Origin of the sequence: uncultured Roseobacter sp. (genome assembly GCF_947501835.1) — a bacterium.
In the GTDB taxonomy this organism is placed as follows: domain Bacteria; phylum Pseudomonadota; class Alphaproteobacteria; order Rhodobacterales; family Rhodobacteraceae; genus Roseobacter.
This window is the reverse complement of the sequence record NZ_CANMXR010000001.1, coordinates 68,057-84,311: the sequence shown is the minus strand read 5'-3', so window position 1 is coordinate 84,311 and position 16,255 is coordinate 68,057. Positions and strand designations below refer to the sequence as shown.

Here is a 16,255-nt window from a genome sequence, read left to right as displayed (position 1 = left end):
CATGGGTCTTCAAAAGTGAATGGATCTAATTTGTTTGTTCTGATGATGATGTGTCCTGGGCGAGGGACAGGTCTTCCAACCGCGCGGCCAGCAGCAGCAATTCGGCCACGCGGTGCCCAGGACTATGCTGGGTGACACAATTTGCGGCCTCATCCACGAAGGCGGCCGCAGCCATCATGCACATGCGGTAATTGTCCGGATACTGCCGTTCCGAGGCACGTGTTGCGAGCTGAGACAGCAAGGTGTCGAAGTCACCCGGTGAATGTGTCATGCGTTTTCCTTCTGGTCTTCAAGTCCAAGATTTCAGCGCGGGATCGAAAACGACCGCTGGCTGATGATCTTTTTGGTTCAGCCTGCCCGAGCGGCAGCTGATCGGCGCCTTGTGCGAAAAGCGTGACGGAAAAACCAGTTTCAAAGGGTATGTAACAGGTTACATCACCTCGTTAGATATTGAAAATATTTGGATATTTACGGCGTCCGCCTAGAGGCGCGGGGTCATCGCCTTTGCCAGCGTGACATAGTTTTCGATGAAGGGCGCTGCGGAGTCTTCCTCTGAACAGAGGCGCGGGATCGTGACTTTGGCAAAATGTTCCGGGCTGATGTCGGGCCAGTTGACCTGTTGGCTGCGAATGACATCCGCGGCCGCGTCAGGCCTGCCCAATTTGTTCAGCAAGACCGCGCGGCGCATGAAGGTATAGGGGATCTGAAAAATCAGGGCGGCTTCGGTCTCCGCCTCAAGTGCGGCGCTGTATTCTTCTCGGTGCAAATGCAGCCATGCGATCCAGGTCAGGGTCAGCCAGCGGATCGGGTTATCGGGGGAGAGATTGGCGTCAAACCCGATGGCCTCGGCCAGCGTATCATCCGGTGCCACACGACAGGTATAGGGGATCACAAGCGCCAGAAAACGCGCCAGGTCGTGGCTCCGGTCCAGGGCGACGACGCGGCGCATGGTTTGTTCGCTGTCATGGATATGGCCGCTGTGCCATTGCGATTGGGCAACGTTGAACATTACATCCGGGTCGAGCGGCGCCAGTTCCAGCGCCCGCTGCGCATGCCAATGGGCCTGATCACGCAGCGCAGGGGTGTCGGACGGGCCGTAGACATTTGCCAGATAGGCCAGTTTATCCGCCAGCACGGAATGCGCCGCCCCAAATTTCGGGGATTTTTCCAGCGCCATCTGCATCAACTCGATGCGTTCCAACTCCCATTCGACCGCGTTTGTGGCGGGGCCGGGCACCCATGTCGCCATGACAAAGAGCTGTTCGGGGCTCAGCCGGTTGGGGTCGCGGCCCTCCAGCACGTTCTTGGTGACGCCAAAGAGCCGCACGCGCAGCTCATTGCCGATGGTTTTGGCCAGCGTCTCTTCGAGGCGCTCCCCGCTTTGGAGGGCGACGGATTTGGCCCAGACGGTGCGGCTGGTCTGTGCGTTGATCAACTCCACGCTGGCCTGCTTTTGATCATCCACCTCCAGAATCGCACCGCGCAGGACAAACTCCGCATGGGGGTGCAGCTTGGCATCTTCAGGTGCCGATAGAACCGTGATCGCCTTGTTGCGCGCTAGCACCCGGCGTAGGATCAACCCGGCCTGCTGGCCGGATTGGTCACTGCCTTTGAGATCGTCGATCTGCACCGCGATCGCGTTTTCCGCCGGGTCCTGTCGCGGCGCGTAGAACTCCAGCCACCCGATCCAGAGCAGCGTGGTGGCAATCGCCGTGACAGCAACGGTCCACCAGCTGGTTTTGCGCTGGCGTGTCGCGCGTGGCTCCGCCGCGATCTGTGCGGTGGGCGTATACGTGGCACGGTAGGTGATGTTTGGCCGGTAGGTGCCAACCGGAATGTCGATGCGGATGTCGGTATCCGCAAACGTGCTGGCCTCAAAAACGGCGATGGCCGTGCGCAGCCTGCCAACCTCGACCCGCACGATGCTGTCGGTCGAGGGGTCGAAATCTTCTGACTTGTCGAAGATGTCCAAAGCGATGGTATAGGCCTTGAGCTGGTCGCCCTTATCCAACACCTCGGCCTTGGCCAAATGCTCCAGCAGCCGCAACCTGCGCTCGCTCTTGCCCATGGCGCCGGAGGCTCTGATGCGTTCGATGTAAGCGTCGACGTCCTGCAATGTGATCGTCGGGGTCATGTGGCGGATACTCAGCTAGAGTTTAAAATGCCGTGATCGCAACATCCTAGCTTCAATCCATCACGCGATCAACTTATTGGAGAGCGGATGCAAGAAATCCCATTCATGCGTGTATGGTTGCGTCCAACCCTATGCGTTTACGTCAAAGCCGGGGATGAAGTGGCGCCTGAATAATCGCAGGCGCCACCGCGGTTTATTCCGCCGGTTCGCTCACCGTTTTTGTGCGGCTTTCCTTTTCGGCGGCATAGTTGGTCTGCGCCGTCTCCACCGCCTTGGCGTGGATTTCCGCCAGTTCAGGCCGCATTTTCTGCGCGCGCATCGCTGCGTTCATCGTCGACATATGCTGCCCCTGGAAATGCGGGAAGACTTCTCGGGCGATCAGCTCGTAGCTGCGCCGTGTCGCGTCAAAATTCGCCCAGTTATGCGCCAGCATCAGATAGGCGCCAAAGCCGCCGTTGCTCTGTTTCCAAAGCCGGTCGATCTGTGCCCGGCACATCTCCGGCGTGCCGATGGCGCCAAAGCCGCTGTCATTGATGAAATCAATCATCTCCTTGGCATTCTGGCCGGGCATGGACATTTGCGGGAAGGCGGCAATTTCCTGGAAATAGTTGAACCAGTGTTCAATGCCGTATTCCACATCGCGGTGTGCCTGTTCCATCGTTTCCGCGATGTGACAGAGGCCCACCAGCCGCCATTTGGACCGATCCGGCATGTGACCGTAGTGTTTGGCCTCTTCCTCGATCACATCCCAATGCAGGGCCAGCGCATCAAACCCGGCGGCGGTGGTTGCGCCGATGGAGATCATGCCCGTGCCGTATTTCCCTGCCAGTTTCGGTCCGGTGGGCGAGGCCACAGCGGCGGTGGCAAGGTCGAAATTGGAGTAGGGGCGCAGATGCAACCGCGCGTCCTTCAGCACCCAGCGATCGTTTTCGAAATTCACCGGCTCATCGGAGCGCAGCAACCGCGTGATGACATCGAGCCCGTCCGCCAGCAACCCGCGTGTGTCCTTTTGCGACAGCCCGATCATCGCGGCATCCGTGGGCAGAGAGCCAGGCCCCAACCCCAACATCGCCCGCCCGCGTGTCAGGTGGTCCAACTGCACGATCTTCTCGGCCACCCAGAGCGGGTTGTGATAGCTGACGGACACAACCCCGGTGCCCAGCTTGATGCGGCGCGTTCGGGGCGCGGATGTGGCGATCATGATCTCCGGACTGGCGGAAATCTCTGATCCTGCGGAGTGATGCTCGCCGAACCAGACCTCGTCATAGTCGCACCGGTCGAGCCATTCGACCAGTTCAAGGTCCTGTTCTAGCGCCAGTGTAGGATTGATACCCGGTTTGTGGAACGGGGCCAAAAAAATGCCGAAACGCATACGATCCGTCATGTGGTTTTACCTCCCTATGTGCCGGGGCGTTGTGCGCCCGGCATTAGGACAGGGTAAACCAAGCAGGCCTATCCACCAATTCAATTTTAGGTAGCAGGTACCGGCACTTCCGCGCTGGCAGGGTCAGGCCGCTTTTTTCTGCCGACGCCGGGCAATCATCCCCAGCCCGCCCAGACCCAGCGCCAAAAGCGGCAACGTGGCGGGCACAGGCACGGCGACCGGCGTGAAGGTATAGGTCAAATAGGCCGCTTCCCAGGACCCATTGTCGGTGCTGCCGTAAAACCCGATCAATTCAGGGGACCATTCCAGATAAAGCATCTCGCCCTTCATCGTTGACCCGTAGAAATCAAAGACTTCATCATAGGGCAGCGAGATGTCGACATCTTCGGGTGTTGCCTGAGCGCTTTCGTTGTTGTTGCAGGAAAAATTGCCCAGATAGCAGTTGGTCGCGATGCCACGGTTCTCTGACCCGCCGCCGTTTTCGATTGTGGCGGTGAAGCTGAAAACCTTGCCGATATCGTCATATCCAAAAGGACCGGGCGTGCGGAAAATGTCGTTCAGACCCCACACATCAGAGGATGATTCCAGAGAGTCATATTCTGTTCTGCCGGAGTCCGTATCGACGATCAGGCCGATCCATTCGATCTTTTCCAATCGCACGTTTTTTTCAAAGGAATGGACGGTGCCCGCCGTGGCTGAAACACCAAGCGACAGAAAAAACAGGGAACTCAGAAACCGGAACATGACACATGCCTCATAATTAAGGAAAAATTAATACTTTAGCACTTGGACAGGGTTTGTGCTCCGGTTTCAAAGGAAAAGATGGATTGGCGCTTCCCTCAGCGGATTTTGCGCCCATAGGTTGCGGGACCTCAGCGCCGCTCCCCCTCAAGCGGTGGCAAGTCCTGCATCGGCCCCGTTTTTCAAAGCGCTTTATTGGCCGTTAACCTTTTGATTCGTCTCCAGATAGCGGCGAATTCCATCTTCGATTGAATTTTCTTGCGCGCCTCGGAGGCCGAATTCACTATCAATCCTTTGAATGCTAAGAGATTGCTGCCCAAAGCGGGCCGACGCGGCGAAAAATGGCACTCATCTTAAAGTTGCACTGCTGCTAGGACACGAGGGCCGCGAGCTTGTACCCGACCCCATGTACCGTGCGGATCAGGTCCTCATTCTGCGTTGCGCCGCCAAGTTTCTTGCGCAGGCGCACGACATGGGCGTCGATGGCCCGGTCGGTGATCTGTACCGAGTTGCCATAGACCGTCGTCAAAATCTGCTCCCGGGTCAGAACCTCACCCTGCGCATCGGCAAGCGCGCGCAGCAGGGCAAATTCGGTGCTCGTGAGCCGCAGTTCGCTGTCATTGTGAATGTTGCGCACGACCGAGCGGATCAGATCGATTTCCAGTGCGTCAAAACGCAGCGCCTTGGCGGAAGTTTCAGGGCGCGACCCGCCACCTGCGTAGCGCCGCATCACCGAGCGCATGCGCGCCAGCAATTCCCGTGGCTCATAGGGTTTGGTGACGTAGTCATCCGCGCCCAGTTCCAGCCCGACAATCCGGTCATAGACCTCATCCCGCGCGGTCAGCATGATCAGCGGCGTTTCCATCTCGCTGCGGATGCGCTTGGCCACCTCAAAACCGTCTTCATCCGGCAGGATAAGATCGAGGATGATCAGATCAAAACTTTCGGTTTCCAGAATTTTGAAGAGCTCAGCCGCGGTGGCCGCGGTCGCAGATTGATACCCGTGACGTGCAAAGAACCGTTCCAGAAAGGAGGTCACCTGCTGGTCGTCATCAACCACCAGAATTTTCTGTTCCATATCCCTACACTCCCACACCCGCAGCTTTAGCGTATTTTAACTTGTGGCGGGCCGCAACTCGCGACAGGCTGCGGCCATGACAGAGTCCAGAGCCCATGTCTCGATGCACCGCCCCCTGCGCGCAGCCCTGTCAGCTTTGGCATTGGTTCTGGTCACCGTCATTCTGGGCGGTGTTCTGGGCGCGCTGACGCAGGCGCAATTCAAGGAAGTCCGGCAAAGTTGGCTCGACTATTCAACCGGAACGGAACGCAAAGGCATCCTGATCAGCGAAGTGCGCGCCTTACTGGGCTATGGCGGCCTGATCCACAATTACAAGAACTTCGTGCTGCGCCAGGAGGATCGCTACCTGGGCGAGACACAGCGGCAACTTGTGGAATTCGATGAAGTCCTGTCCCGGTTCCGGGCGCTTGACCTCTCGGGGGACGAAGAGGCCGCGCTCAGCGCGATCGAGCGGACGATTGCGGAATACAACGCCAATCTGCCGCTCGCGATCCGCGCTGCGGACGAGGGCTGGTCTGCAGAGCGTACGGACGCACAGGTGCGGGTCGATGACAGCCAGGCGATTGCAGGGCTGGCACAATTGGAGCGTATCTGGTCGGAGTTGCAGGCGTCGAGCACGCGGCGCTTGCTGGCGGCCGTGGGGCAGGGACAGCAGCTGATCTGGATCGGGTTTCTATCGATCGCAGCGCTGGTGATGGCGGCTCTGCTCGTGGGGTGGTTGCTGATCCTGCTCTTTCGCGATTTGCGCCATGCGGTGGCGGATCTGGCGAATGAATTGTCGGAACGCAAAAGGCTGGAGGCCTCCGAGGGGCGGTTGGCCACGGCTGTTGAGCAGAGCCCCGCGACGATCATAATCACGGACACAAATGCGCAGATCCAATATGTGAACGCCAAATTCACACAGCTGACCGGCTGGACGCTGGATGATGTCCGGGGGCAGACGCCCGCGTTCCTGCAATCCGGCGACACCGAAGACAGCGTCTACCGCGACATCCGCGCCGGGCTCTCAAATGGCGAAGCCTGGCACGGTATCTTTCGCAACCGCAAGAAAGACGGGTCAAGCTATTGGGCGGAAACAACCATCCTGCCCTTGCTGTCGCCCGAAGGCAGCATCCAGAACTTCATCGGGATCAGCGAGGACATCACCGAAAAACGGCAGGCCCGCGATCAGGTCGTGCGCGCGCAAAAGCTCGAAGCGGTCGGACAATTGGCGGGCGGTGTGGCGCATGATTTCAACAACATCCTGACAACGATTGTGGGTTCTGCGCATCTGGCGTCGCTGGATGCTTCCGAGGGCAGTGATCTTGCCGGAGAGATTGCCCAGATCAACATCGCGGCGCGCCGAGCCCAAAGCCTTGTGAATGAACTGCTGACTTTTGCGCGGCGCGAACCCGGAGACATGCGCGCCGTGGATCTGGGGCAGATCATCGAGGAGGTGACCGGGCTGCTCAAGGCCTCGACGCCGCCGATGATCACCATCCGTTTCGACCCCGAGGGCGCGCGCCATTTCGTGCGCGGGGATCCGACGCACCTGCACCAGATCGTCATGAACCTGTGCCGCAATGCGGCTGAGGCGCTGGAGGGGTCACAGGGCAATATCGAGCTGAAGCTCTCCGCCGCTGCACCGCCCGCCAACGCCGCCCCCCGCACCGAGGGCTGGGTGCGCCTGACGGTGAGGGATGACGGGCCGGGCATGTCCGCTGAAACCCAGCGCCATCTCTTTGAGCCGTTTTTCACCACCAAACCACTGGGCAAAAGCTCCGGTCTGGGGCTGTCCGTGGTCTACGGGCTGGTCAATGAAATGGGGGGCGAGATTTCCTTTGCCAGCGATCTTGGCGCCGGCAGCACCTTCACCATCATTCTGCCCGGCGCGGAAGCTGCAGAAGAAACTATAGCGTCGAGGGATGGTGCCATCCCGCGCGGCACCGAACGCATTCTACTGGTGGACGACGAGGCCGAGGTTCTGGGCACCTTCCGGCGCCTGCTGACGCGGCTGGGGTATCGGGTCGAAGCCTTCAATTCACCCATGACCGCGCTGGAACGCTTCAAGGCGGACCCGGCCCGATTTGACATCCTGATTTCGGACATGGTGATGCCGGACATGAGCGGCGAAGATCTGGTGCGCGCCGTGCGGGATCTGCGCGACGAAATCCCGGTCATCTATTGCTCCGCCTATAAACCGCGCCGTGTGACCGTGCCGGGCCCTGCACCAATCCTCATCGACAAACCCGTGCAGCCCGCAAAGCTGGCGCAGGAAATTCGCACACTCCTGGACTAATCTGTCGCATTTGAAGGACCTCGTGCAGCCCCGTTTCATATCGCAACATTTCGTCGCAATTAGTTACAAGTCGCAACCCCGCGCGCAACATATCCCGCGAGAATAGGCGTTAACCTCAGGTTAAACGGAACGGTCGGGACCCACCTCGCCAGTGCGCCCCAGCCGCCTCATGTCGCATAAAAACCAAAGGGACAGGACTTAAAAAGTCTCATCTGAGGGTGTTTTCCAAAGCGGTGTCTCACGGCACCGCACCCGTCGCGGCTGCGCATTTCGCAGCTGAATTACAGCTAGGCCATTCATCGCCCAGCAAGAAGGAGAGCTCGATGAAACGGACACTGCAAGCGGTTTGCGTGCTGGTTCTGGGGGCGAGTGCGGGCGCCGCACAAGACGTCACACCTGACCCTGCCATAGAAGTGGACGCCGCCCGTGCCGAACTGGGCAAGCGCATGTTCTACGACACGCGGCTCTCGGGCGATACCTCGCTGTCCTGTGCCAGTTGTCACCAGCCCGACAAGGCCTTTACCGATGGTGAGGCGCTGAGCCAGGCTTATACGGGTGCCGGACATTTCCGAAATGCACCGACACTGGCGAATGTCGGGTTCCGCGACGCCTGGATGCACGATGGCCGTCTGGGCACCAACCTCAACGATGTCGCGCGGGAGATGATCACCGAGACCTACCTGATGAACATGGACATGCGCATCATGCAGGAACGCATGAAGCAGGATCCGGTGTACCGCGAGATGTTCGCCGCCGCCGGCATGTCGGAACCGTCGAACGGGGGCGCGCGTAATGCGTTGATGGATTTCATGAAGACCATCCAGTCACGCAATGCCCCTTTCGACACCGGCGAGATGTCGGCGGCCGCGACGCGCGGGCAGGGTATCTTTGAGGGCAAGGGCGGCTGCGCCGCCTGCCATTCCGGGTCGCGCTTCACCGATGACAAACCCCATAACACCGGCGTGCCGACCAACCCCGACATCTGGAGCGACCCGCTGCGGCACTCCGCCTTTGTCACCTACGCCAAATTCATGGGTGTCGAAAACTACATGAACCTGCGCGAGGATCTGGGCGCCTATGTCCGCACCCACCGTGAAGAAACCAAACGCACGTTCCTCACACCCTCGCTGCGGGAGCTGAAATACACCGCGCCCTACATGCACAACGGCACCTTTGCGACGCTGGCGGATGTGGTCGATTTCTATGACGAGGGCGGCGGCAACGACACGGCAAAGGACGCGCGCCTGAAGCCGCTTGGACTGGTGCCCAGCGAAAAGGCCGACCTGATCGCCTTCCTCGAAAGCCTCTCCGGCGACAGCTTCGACACCGATGCCTACGTCTGGCGCGAAGATGATTACGATTACGAACTGATCGAAAACTGGCGCGAGCAGCCAAACTGATGGAGGGCATCATGACACATAAAACCCGGATCGCCGCGGTCCTCATGGTCACCTGCCTTGCAGGGACGGTCATGGCAGATGGACCGCGTCCATCGGAACTGGCCGCGCTGGAGCCACCCGCGGCCCCCGCTGACAACCCGCAGACACCGGAAAAGATCGCCCTGGGCGAGTTGCTGTTCTTTGACCCGATCCTGTCGGGCAATGGCGAGATGTCCTGCGCCTCCTGTCACCGGCCCGAAGCGGGCTGGGCGGTGCAGGACAAGATCAGCTTTGGCTATCCCGGCACGACCCACTGGCGCAACAGCCAGACCGTGGTGAATTCGGCCTACTATAAGAAGCTATTCTGGGCCGGGGCGAGCGGTAGCCTTGAGCATCAGGCGCGTTCGGCCGCCCGCGGCGGCGTGGCTGGCAATGGCGAAGACGACATGATGGAGGCGCGGCTGGCCTTCGTGCCGGAATACCGCGAGGCCTTCCGCGAGGTGTTTGGCGATGACTGGCCGCTGGTGCGCCATGCCTATATGGCGCTGGCCTCATACCAACGCTCCTTGGTCCAAACCGACACCCCCTTTGACACGTATATGCGCGGCGATGATGCCGCGCTGAGCGAGGCGCAGAAACGCGGGCTGGATCTCTTCACCGGCAAAGCGAATTGTGCTGCGTGCCATAATGGCGCGCTGCTGTCGAACGAGGCCTATTACAACATCGGCGTGCCACCCTACGACGGCTGGGAAGAGGATGAGTTGGCGCAGATCACCTTCCGGTTCGAACTCTACGCCAAAGGCTCGACAGAAGAGATGTACCGCAAGACCAAGGATGATCCGGGTCTCTATTTCCGCACCAAGCAGAAGGCCGACAAGGGCAAATTCCGCGTGCCCAGCCTGCGCTACACCAAATACACCTATCCCTACATGCACAACGGCATGCTGGAGACGCTGCGCGACGTGGTCGTCTTTTACAACGCGGGCGGCGGCGAGAATGAATTTGCCGCGAACAAATCCGAGTTGATCCAGCCTCTGGGGCTGGAAGCGGCGGAAATCGACGATCTGGTTGCCTTTCTCGAAAGCCTGAGCGGTCCGGAAATTTTGGTGGACGATCCGGACCTGCCCGAAATGCAACCCCTGCCAGCGACACAGAATTGATGAGGAAGCAAGCATGACACAGGTCGATCCAAAGATCCGCGCCGCGATCAATGGCGCGCAGGGCGAAGCCGCCAAGGCCGGTACCCGCAAATGCCTGATGAGCCGGCGCGAATTCCTACTCACCAGCGGCATTGCCACCAGCGTGGTCATGGTCGGCGTGCCCGGCCTGCCGCAGGCGCAGACCCCGGCGGTGGTCTCCACCTATCCGCGCAAACTCATCGCCAAGCTCAGTGAACTCAAGGTCGATGAACCCTTTGACTTCGAATACCCCGACGAGGGCGAATATGCCGAATCCATCCTGATTAAACTCGGGCAGGAAGCGGGGGGCGGGCTCGGCCCGGACAAGGACGTCGTGGCGTTCAACTATACCTGCACGCACCAGGGTGGCCCGCTGCAAGGCACCTATCAGGCCGCAGACAAGGCGCTGGGGCCATGCCCGCTGCACCTGACGACTTTCGATCTGACGCGCCACGGGATTTTCATCGCCGGGCAGGCCTATCAGTCCCTGCCGCAGGTGCTGCTCGAACTGGACGGCGACGACATCTACGCCGTCGGCATGTTTGGCCTGATCTACGGCCGTTTTGACAATCTGCAAGGCTGAGGAGCACACCCATGTCCACGCCATATTATGTCCCGGAAACCTCTGTTCCGTTGCCGCCCCCCGACGCCGATGTGATCTCGACCGCCTGCGATTACTGCATCGTGGCCTGCGGCTACAAGGTCTACCGCTGGCCGGTCGCGGGCGGCAAAGTCGGCGGCCCCAAAGCCGAAGACAACGCCTTTAACGAAGATTTCCCCGTCGCCCCCCTCGGGGCCTGGGTTGCGCCCAATCAGCACAACATCGTCCTGCACAATGGCGAGCCGCATCACGTTGTTATCATCCCGGACAAGGACGCCGAATTCGTCAATTACTCCGGCAACTCGTCGATCCGGGGCGGGGCGCTGGCGCAAAAGGTATATAACCCGCAGACACCGACACGCGACCGGTTGAAATCGCCAATGGTGCGGATGTTTGGCGTGCTGATGCCCGTCACCTGGGACTTCGCGCTCGAGATCGCAGCCGAGGTGGGCAACCACGTGCTCGAAAAACACGGCACCAATGCCTATGGGGTGAAAACCTTCTCCTACGGCTACATGGAGAACACCTACGCCATCACCAAATACGCATTGCGCCACGTGCGCACGGCGAATTTTACCTTTCACGACACGCCCTCGGATGTGACCTCGACGCCGGGTTTCCGGGACGCGGGCTTTGACAATTTCGGGCCGAGCTATGACGACTGGGCGGAGGCTGACACGCTGTTGATGTGTGGCACGGACCCCTACGAATCCAAGACCATTCTTTTTACCGATTACATCATGCCCGCGATCCAAGGCGGTCAGAAGGCGATCTTCCTGCTGCCGCGCCGGACCTCCGGGACCGCCTTTGCAGAAAAGAACGGTGGCATGGTGATCGATATTCAGCCCGGCACTGACCTGCCGGTGGTGCTGGCCATCGCGCGGGTGATTGTCGAGAACGGCTGGGAAGACAGTGAATGGATCCAGAACTGGGTCAACAACAAGTGGGAAAGCTCGTCGGGCTTTGGGCAGGGCACGCGCAACACGCCCTGGCAGTGGCGCACCACCTGGGGCAAGTTCCAGACCGCAGGGTTTGAAGACTGGAAGGAATGGCTGCTGAGCCAGGATTACTCCGAGCCGGAAAAGGCCGCCGAGATCGCCCAGATCGACGTACAGAAAATCTACACAGCTGCCGAATGGATGGCGAAACCGAAAGAGGACGGTACGCGCCCCAAAACTTCCGTGATGATCGAGAAGGGGTTTTACTGGTCCAATAACACCGGCAACACGCAGGCGATCTCTGCCTTGGGCATCATCACCGGCTGCGGTGGACGCCCCGGTCAGGTGATCGGTCGGGCAGGGGGCCACCAGCGCGGTGGCCTGCGCGGCGGTGGCTACCCGCGGAACAAATCTCCCGAAAAACTCCCCGGCCGCCGCCGCCGCGCCATGGACACCGACCGTTATCTAATGAGCGGTCACACGCGGCTGGCCCATGTCATCGGCACCACCTGGGTGCAGGCGATGTGCGGCACGCAGTCGCTGCAGGCCAAGTTCGACGAGCTGACCACCCGCAACCCGCATCAGGTGCAGAGCTTCGAGAAGCAGGACATCATCGACACGCTGAAACGGCGCGCGGACTCAGGCGGTATGGTGGTCTGGAACCAGGACATCTACATGGTCGATCCCATCGGTGCGCGCTATGCCGATATCGTTTTCCCGGCCAGCGGCTGGGGCGAGGACACCTTCACCCGCGCCAATGGCGAACGGCGCATCCGGCTTTATCCGAAGTTCTACGACGCCCCCGGTGAGGCAAAACCGGATTGGTGGATCATCGCGCAACTGGCCAGGAAAATGGGCTTCGAAGGGTTCGACTGGAAGGACTCCAACGAGGTGCTGGAAGAGGGCGCGCGGCACTCGCGCGGCTCGCGCAAGGATTTCTTCATGGTCAAGGTCAAGGCGGATCAGGAAGGCAAGACGCTGCACCAGAAGCTGGGCGAGTTTGGCACCAATGGCATTCAGGGTCCAGTTTTGATGGATAAGGACGGCACGCTGATCGAGACCAAGCGCCTGCATGACGTGAACCGCGTGTTGCCCGAAGAGGGACCGATTGGCGCCAATGTATTCAACAAGAAGCTGACCCATTTCAACAGCCAGACCGGCAAGTGCAACATCCAGAAAGCACCATGGGATCTTTTCTCCAGCTATTGGGAATGGCTCAAGCCGCGTGAGGGCGAGATCTGGATCACCTCGGGGCGCATCAACGAGCGGTGGCAATCGGGATATGACGACCGGCGCAGGCCTTACATCGTACAGCGCTGGCCGGAGAACTGGATCGAAATTCACCCGACGGTGGCGGAGGCAAACGGCATCGAGAATGGCGACTATGTGCAGGTCTATTCAGACCGGATTCCGGTGCAGACAGATACGATCATCGGGGTCGAAGGCTCGGATTTCGATTTCGCCGAGCTGCTGAAAAACGGGCATATCGAACTGACCAAAGCGTCGATCACTGCCGTCGCCATTGTGACGCCGGCGGTGAAGGAAAACCTTGGCTACATGGATTTCCTGCACACCAGCCAGCCCGCCAATGCGCTCTCGGGTCGTGTCGTCGATTGGATCAGCGGCAATTACAACTACAAGATGGGGGTCGGCAAGGTGCGGAAGATGGGCGAAAGCCCTTACAAATCGCAGTTCCGGTCGATGTCCTTTGCCCGCCGCGATATCGCGTGATCCCAAGTGCGGGCCTGATCTATTCGGTCCGGCCCGCCGCACATTCTCGGAGACATGATGCAATCTGATACCTTGCTCAATCCGCGCGCAATGCTTTCCGCCATTGATGCGTTTTTGACGTCCGACAACGAAGTCCTTCGTTCGGCCGCGGTCTGTGCCTTGCCCGCCTTGGGGGAGGCGAGCGCAAAGGATGTGCGCGCGGCATTGTTGATGGCACGCCTTGACCCCGACCCGGACGTGCGCAGCGATGCGATGGAGGCGCTGGTGCCTCTGGCAGAGCCCGAAGATGCGGAGGATTTGCTACATTCGCTCGCCGGTGATCCGGTGCGCGAGGTCAAACTGGCTGCCATTCGGGCGCTGGCGCGATTGCAGTCGACGGAGGCTGTCCCCCTGTTGCAGGCGCTGGTGACATCGCGGTCCGAGCATCATGTGGCCTGGGAAGACGTCGGCAGCGATTGGGAAGACTGGCTGGATGTTCAAACGGCTGCCATCCGCGCGCTGGGTGACATGCAGGCCGAAGAGACCATCGACGATCTGATCGTGGCGCTGATGGATGCGTTCGGGCAATCCGTTGACGTGCCTGTTTACCGCGCCCTGGCGCAAATGGGCGAGATTGGCGTTGCCACGCTGATCGAGGTCTTCAATCAGATGAAGGGCGTCGCGCGTCGCCGTGCCGCCGCAGCTTTAGCCAAGGCCGCACCAGAAAGCTTCGAGTCGCATCTGGAAAAGCTGCTGGCGGCAGAGGAGCCCGAATTGCGGGTGCTGGCGCTCAAGGCGCTCGCGCCCGATGATGCCCGCGGCGAAGCGCTTGCGCGCGACGACCCCGATGCCGATGTCCGCGCGGCGGCGCTGCGGCATGCGGTATCTGCCCATCCCGATCTCGCGCGCCGCGGCCTTTCCGACAGCAGCGAGCGTGTTCGGGTTGCCGCCCTGGACTGCCTCGTACCGCCGTTTGAGCCAGATTTCCACGAGGCACTCGTCGACAACATGCTGATGTGGCTTCCGCGTTCTGGGCCTGAGCTGGCGATCTGCGTGATCGAAAGACTGCCAGTGCTCGTGCCCAACCGCGCTTTGGATCCGCTTTTGCAGCTGATTGACGCGCGTGAAAATGACCTGGAGGTGCGCGTCGCGGCGGCAAAAGCGCTCGGAGCAACTGCATTGAACGTGCCGGTGGCGCTGATTGCGGAACGTCTGGAAAATCCCGCGCGTCAGGTCCGCGCCACGCTCTTGGCGGTTCTGCTGCAAAAGGTTGCGACCGATGACGCTGCAATGGATCTCGCGGCGGCCGTGATTGCGGGCGACATCCTGCTGCCCGAGCCCGACGCTGAACAAATGACGGGTGACGTCTCGGTTCCGGACGCTGGCACGCCCAAGGAAGGGGCCGGGTCCAGCCGCATCTGGATCACGCCTGAGGGTGAGATTGTCGAACGCGAGAATGTCGCCCAGCAAAGCGGGCAGAGCACACTGGATGCGATCCAGTTGGACGCGCATGTGACCCTCCCCGTAGCGCCCCCGATGGCAGGAGAAACGCCCGAAGAATCCGGTGCGAAACGTGCCAAACGACGCGCTGTTGAAGGATCCGACGATCTGGCGCCGTCGCTCGCCTGCGACGCGATGCGGATATTCCGCGACTGCGTTGGGGGCAAGCTGACCGAGGCGATGATGGCGCGGGTAGATGACCCCGATGAGACGGTGCGCCGCGCGGCCTGGGAGACGTTGGCGGGCAGGGCGGTGGCCGCCGCATTTCGCAAGACCGCCGAGGCTGGCTTTGCTGACAGTGACCCGCTGATCCGCATGGCGGCGTTTCGCATCCTCTCGCAAGATCCCGATCCTGCCGTGCTGAGCAGGGGGCTCAATGACGCGGACGCCTTGATCCGCGCCGAAGCCGTTGCGCACTTGCCCGCGGGCCAAGCGCTCGACTTCATCGGCGACGCAGCAACCGCTGTCCGACAAAAAGCGGCGCAGAAAATCCTCACGTCAGGACAGACTACGCTTATCCAGGCGGCCATGCGCGCCGTGATCGACGCAGAGCGGTCCGACACCCTCGGGATGCTGGCGCGGCAAGCTGACGCGGCGCAGGAAACAGCCCTCGAAATCCTCGCAGACAGTGTTGACAATCCCCGCCGCGCGTTGATCATCCTGCGGGGGCTCGCCCCGCGCCACGACGCTTCATAATTTGGTCAGACCATGAGAATTGCCTATACGATTGCGCCCGGAAAAGGCGATACAGATCAGCTGCTTTATGGCTTTGCCCGCAAAGCGCTGACCCGTGGCCATCGCTTGTGTGGTGCCGTGCAGGTCAATACCGACAGCTGCGATGGCGGGCTCTGCGATATGGATGTGAAACTCCTGCCGGAGGGACCTGTCATTCGCATTTCGCAAAGCCTTGGCCCTTCCGCGACCGGCTGCAGGCTTGATCCCGAAGCGCTGGAACAGGCCGTGGGTTTGGTCAGCAGCGAAGTGGCCAAGGGGGCCGATCTGCTCATCGTCAACAAGTTCGGCAAACACGAGGCCGCTGGTCGCGGGTTTCGACCGGTGATCGCAGAAGCGCTGAGCCATGATATCCCGGTTCTTGTGGGTCTGAATGCGCTAAACCGTGCCGCGTTCATCGCGTTTACGGGGGATTTGGCCCAAGCGCTTCCAGCTGATGAGGCGGCATTGACCGCATGGTTCGACGCGCAAATCGCGGAACGGAACGCGCCTGCCTGACCCCCGCCACGGGGAACGCTGTGAAAACACATTGCCTGCTGCATTGCCGTTGACGCGCCCGGTGCGATCCGTCATGCGGAGCCGGGATCAGTTAGGTCCTGGCG

General features: G+C 60.5%; 12 protein-coding genes. 7 read left to right on the top strand and 5 right to left on the bottom strand.

Annotation, left to right across the window (positions count from 1 at the left end):
- Positions 1 to 25 precede the first annotated feature (25 nt).
- The 5 genes from Q1A20_RS00375 to Q1A20_RS00355 form a co-directional block, all read right to left on the bottom strand.
- A complete protein-coding gene (locus Q1A20_RS00375) occupies positions 26 to 271 on the bottom strand; it encodes a hypothetical protein (protein WP_298975254.1) in 246 nt (81 codons plus the stop codon).
- A gap of 210 nt (positions 272 to 481) precedes the next feature.
- Positions 482 to 2,134: a hypothetical protein gene (locus Q1A20_RS00370; protein WP_299915536.1), complete on the bottom strand. Its 1,653-nt coding sequence runs from the start codon at positions 2,132 to 2,134 to the stop codon at positions 482 to 484.
- A gap of 193 nt (positions 2,135 to 2,327) precedes the next feature.
- Positions 2,328 to 3,518 (bottom strand): LLM class flavin-dependent oxidoreductase, encoded by a 1,191-nt coding sequence (locus Q1A20_RS00365; protein WP_298975250.1) that lies wholly within the window; start codon positions 3,516 to 3,518, stop codon positions 2,328 to 2,330.
- 123 nt (positions 3,519 to 3,641) lie between these two features.
- Positions 3,642 to 4,262 carry a VPLPA-CTERM sorting domain-containing protein gene (locus Q1A20_RS00360; RefSeq protein WP_298975249.1) on the bottom strand — a complete coding sequence of 207 codons (621 nt, stop codon included), beginning with the start codon at positions 4,260 to 4,262 and terminating at the stop codon, positions 3,642 to 3,644.
- Between the two features lie 367 nt (positions 4,263 to 4,629).
- Entirely contained in the window at positions 4,630 to 5,337 is a 708-nt protein-coding gene (locus Q1A20_RS00355) for a response regulator transcription factor (RefSeq protein ID WP_298975248.1), read from the bottom strand.
- Between the two features lie 76 nt (positions 5,338 to 5,413).
- Here Q1A20_RS00355 and Q1A20_RS00350 point away from each other — a divergent pair, with 76 nt between their 5' ends.
- From Q1A20_RS00350 to Q1A20_RS00320, 7 genes are all read left to right on the top strand, one after another.
- Positions 5,414 to 7,615: an ATP-binding protein gene (locus Q1A20_RS00350; protein ID WP_299915535.1), complete on the top strand. Its 2,202-nt coding sequence runs from the start codon at positions 5,414 to 5,416 to the stop codon at positions 7,613 to 7,615.
- A 323-nt stretch (positions 7,616 to 7,938) separates the two neighbouring features.
- Entirely contained in the window at positions 7,939 to 9,015 is a 1,077-nt protein-coding gene (locus tag Q1A20_RS00345; protein WP_299915534.1) for a cytochrome c peroxidase, read from the top strand.
- Between the two features lie 11 nt (positions 9,016 to 9,026).
- The gene (locus Q1A20_RS00340) at positions 9,027 to 10,154 is read left to right on the top strand and encodes a cytochrome c peroxidase (protein WP_299915533.1); all 1,128 of its coding nucleotides are present in this window, start codon (positions 9,027 to 9,029) and stop codon (positions 10,152 to 10,154) included.
- Between the two features lie 13 nt (positions 10,155 to 10,167).
- Entirely contained in the window at positions 10,168 to 10,755 is a 588-nt protein-coding gene (locus tag Q1A20_RS00335) for an arsenate reductase (azurin) small subunit (protein WP_299915532.1), read from the top strand.
- An 11-nt stretch (positions 10,756 to 10,766) separates the two neighbouring features.
- A complete protein-coding gene (locus Q1A20_RS00330; RefSeq protein WP_299915531.1) occupies positions 10,767 to 13,442 on the top strand; it encodes an arsenate reductase (azurin) large subunit in 2,676 nt (891 codons plus the stop codon).
- A 54-nt stretch (positions 13,443 to 13,496) separates the two neighbouring features.
- Positions 13,497 to 15,617, top strand: a complete 2,121-nt coding sequence (locus Q1A20_RS00325; RefSeq protein WP_299915529.1) for a HEAT repeat domain-containing protein — start codon at positions 13,497 to 13,499, stop codon at positions 15,615 to 15,617.
- Positions 15,618 to 15,629: 12 nt separating this feature from the next.
- Positions 15,630 to 16,151, top strand: coding sequence for a DUF2478 domain-containing protein (locus Q1A20_RS00320; protein ID WP_299404956.1), 522 nt, complete (start codon positions 15,630 to 15,632; stop codon positions 16,149 to 16,151).
- Positions 16,152 to 16,255: the final 104 nt, after the last annotated feature.

Excerpts from the sequence above, each read along its gene's own strand:
- Q1A20_RS00375 (WP_298975254.1), bottom strand. The coding sequence starts at position 271 with ATGACACATTCACCGGGTGACTTCGACACCTTGCTGTCTCAGCTCGCA.
- Q1A20_RS00370 (WP_299915536.1), bottom strand. The coding sequence starts at position 2,134 with ATGACCCCGACGATCACATTGCAGGACGTCGACGCTTACATCGAACGC.
- Q1A20_RS00365 (WP_298975250.1), bottom strand. The coding sequence starts at position 3,518 with ATGACGGATCGTATGCGTTTCGGCATTTTTTTGGCCCCGTTCCACAAA.
- Q1A20_RS00360 (WP_298975249.1), bottom strand. The coding sequence starts at position 4,262 with ATGTTCCGGTTTCTGAGTTCCCTGTTTTTTCTGTCGCTTGGTGTTTCA.
- Q1A20_RS00355 (WP_298975248.1), bottom strand. The coding sequence starts at position 5,337 with ATGGAACAGAAAATTCTGGTGGTTGATGACGACCAGCAGGTGACCTCC.
- Q1A20_RS00350 (WP_299915535.1), top strand. The coding sequence starts at position 5,414 with ATGACAGAGTCCAGAGCCCATGTCTCGATGCACCGCCCCCTGCGCGCA.
- Q1A20_RS00345 (WP_299915534.1), top strand. The coding sequence starts at position 7,939 with ATGAAACGGACACTGCAAGCGGTTTGCGTGCTGGTTCTGGGGGCGAGT.
- Q1A20_RS00340 (WP_299915533.1), top strand. The coding sequence starts at position 9,027 with ATGACACATAAAACCCGGATCGCCGCGGTCCTCATGGTCACCTGCCTT.
- Q1A20_RS00335 (WP_299915532.1), top strand. The coding sequence starts at position 10,168 with ATGACACAGGTCGATCCAAAGATCCGCGCCGCGATCAATGGCGCGCAG.
- Q1A20_RS00330 (WP_299915531.1), top strand. The coding sequence starts at position 10,767 with ATGTCCACGCCATATTATGTCCCGGAAACCTCTGTTCCGTTGCCGCCC.
- Q1A20_RS00325 (WP_299915529.1), top strand. The coding sequence starts at position 13,497 with ATGATGCAATCTGATACCTTGCTCAATCCGCGCGCAATGCTTTCCGCC.
- Q1A20_RS00320 (WP_299404956.1), top strand. The coding sequence starts at position 15,630 with ATGAGAATTGCCTATACGATTGCGCCCGGAAAAGGCGATACAGATCAG.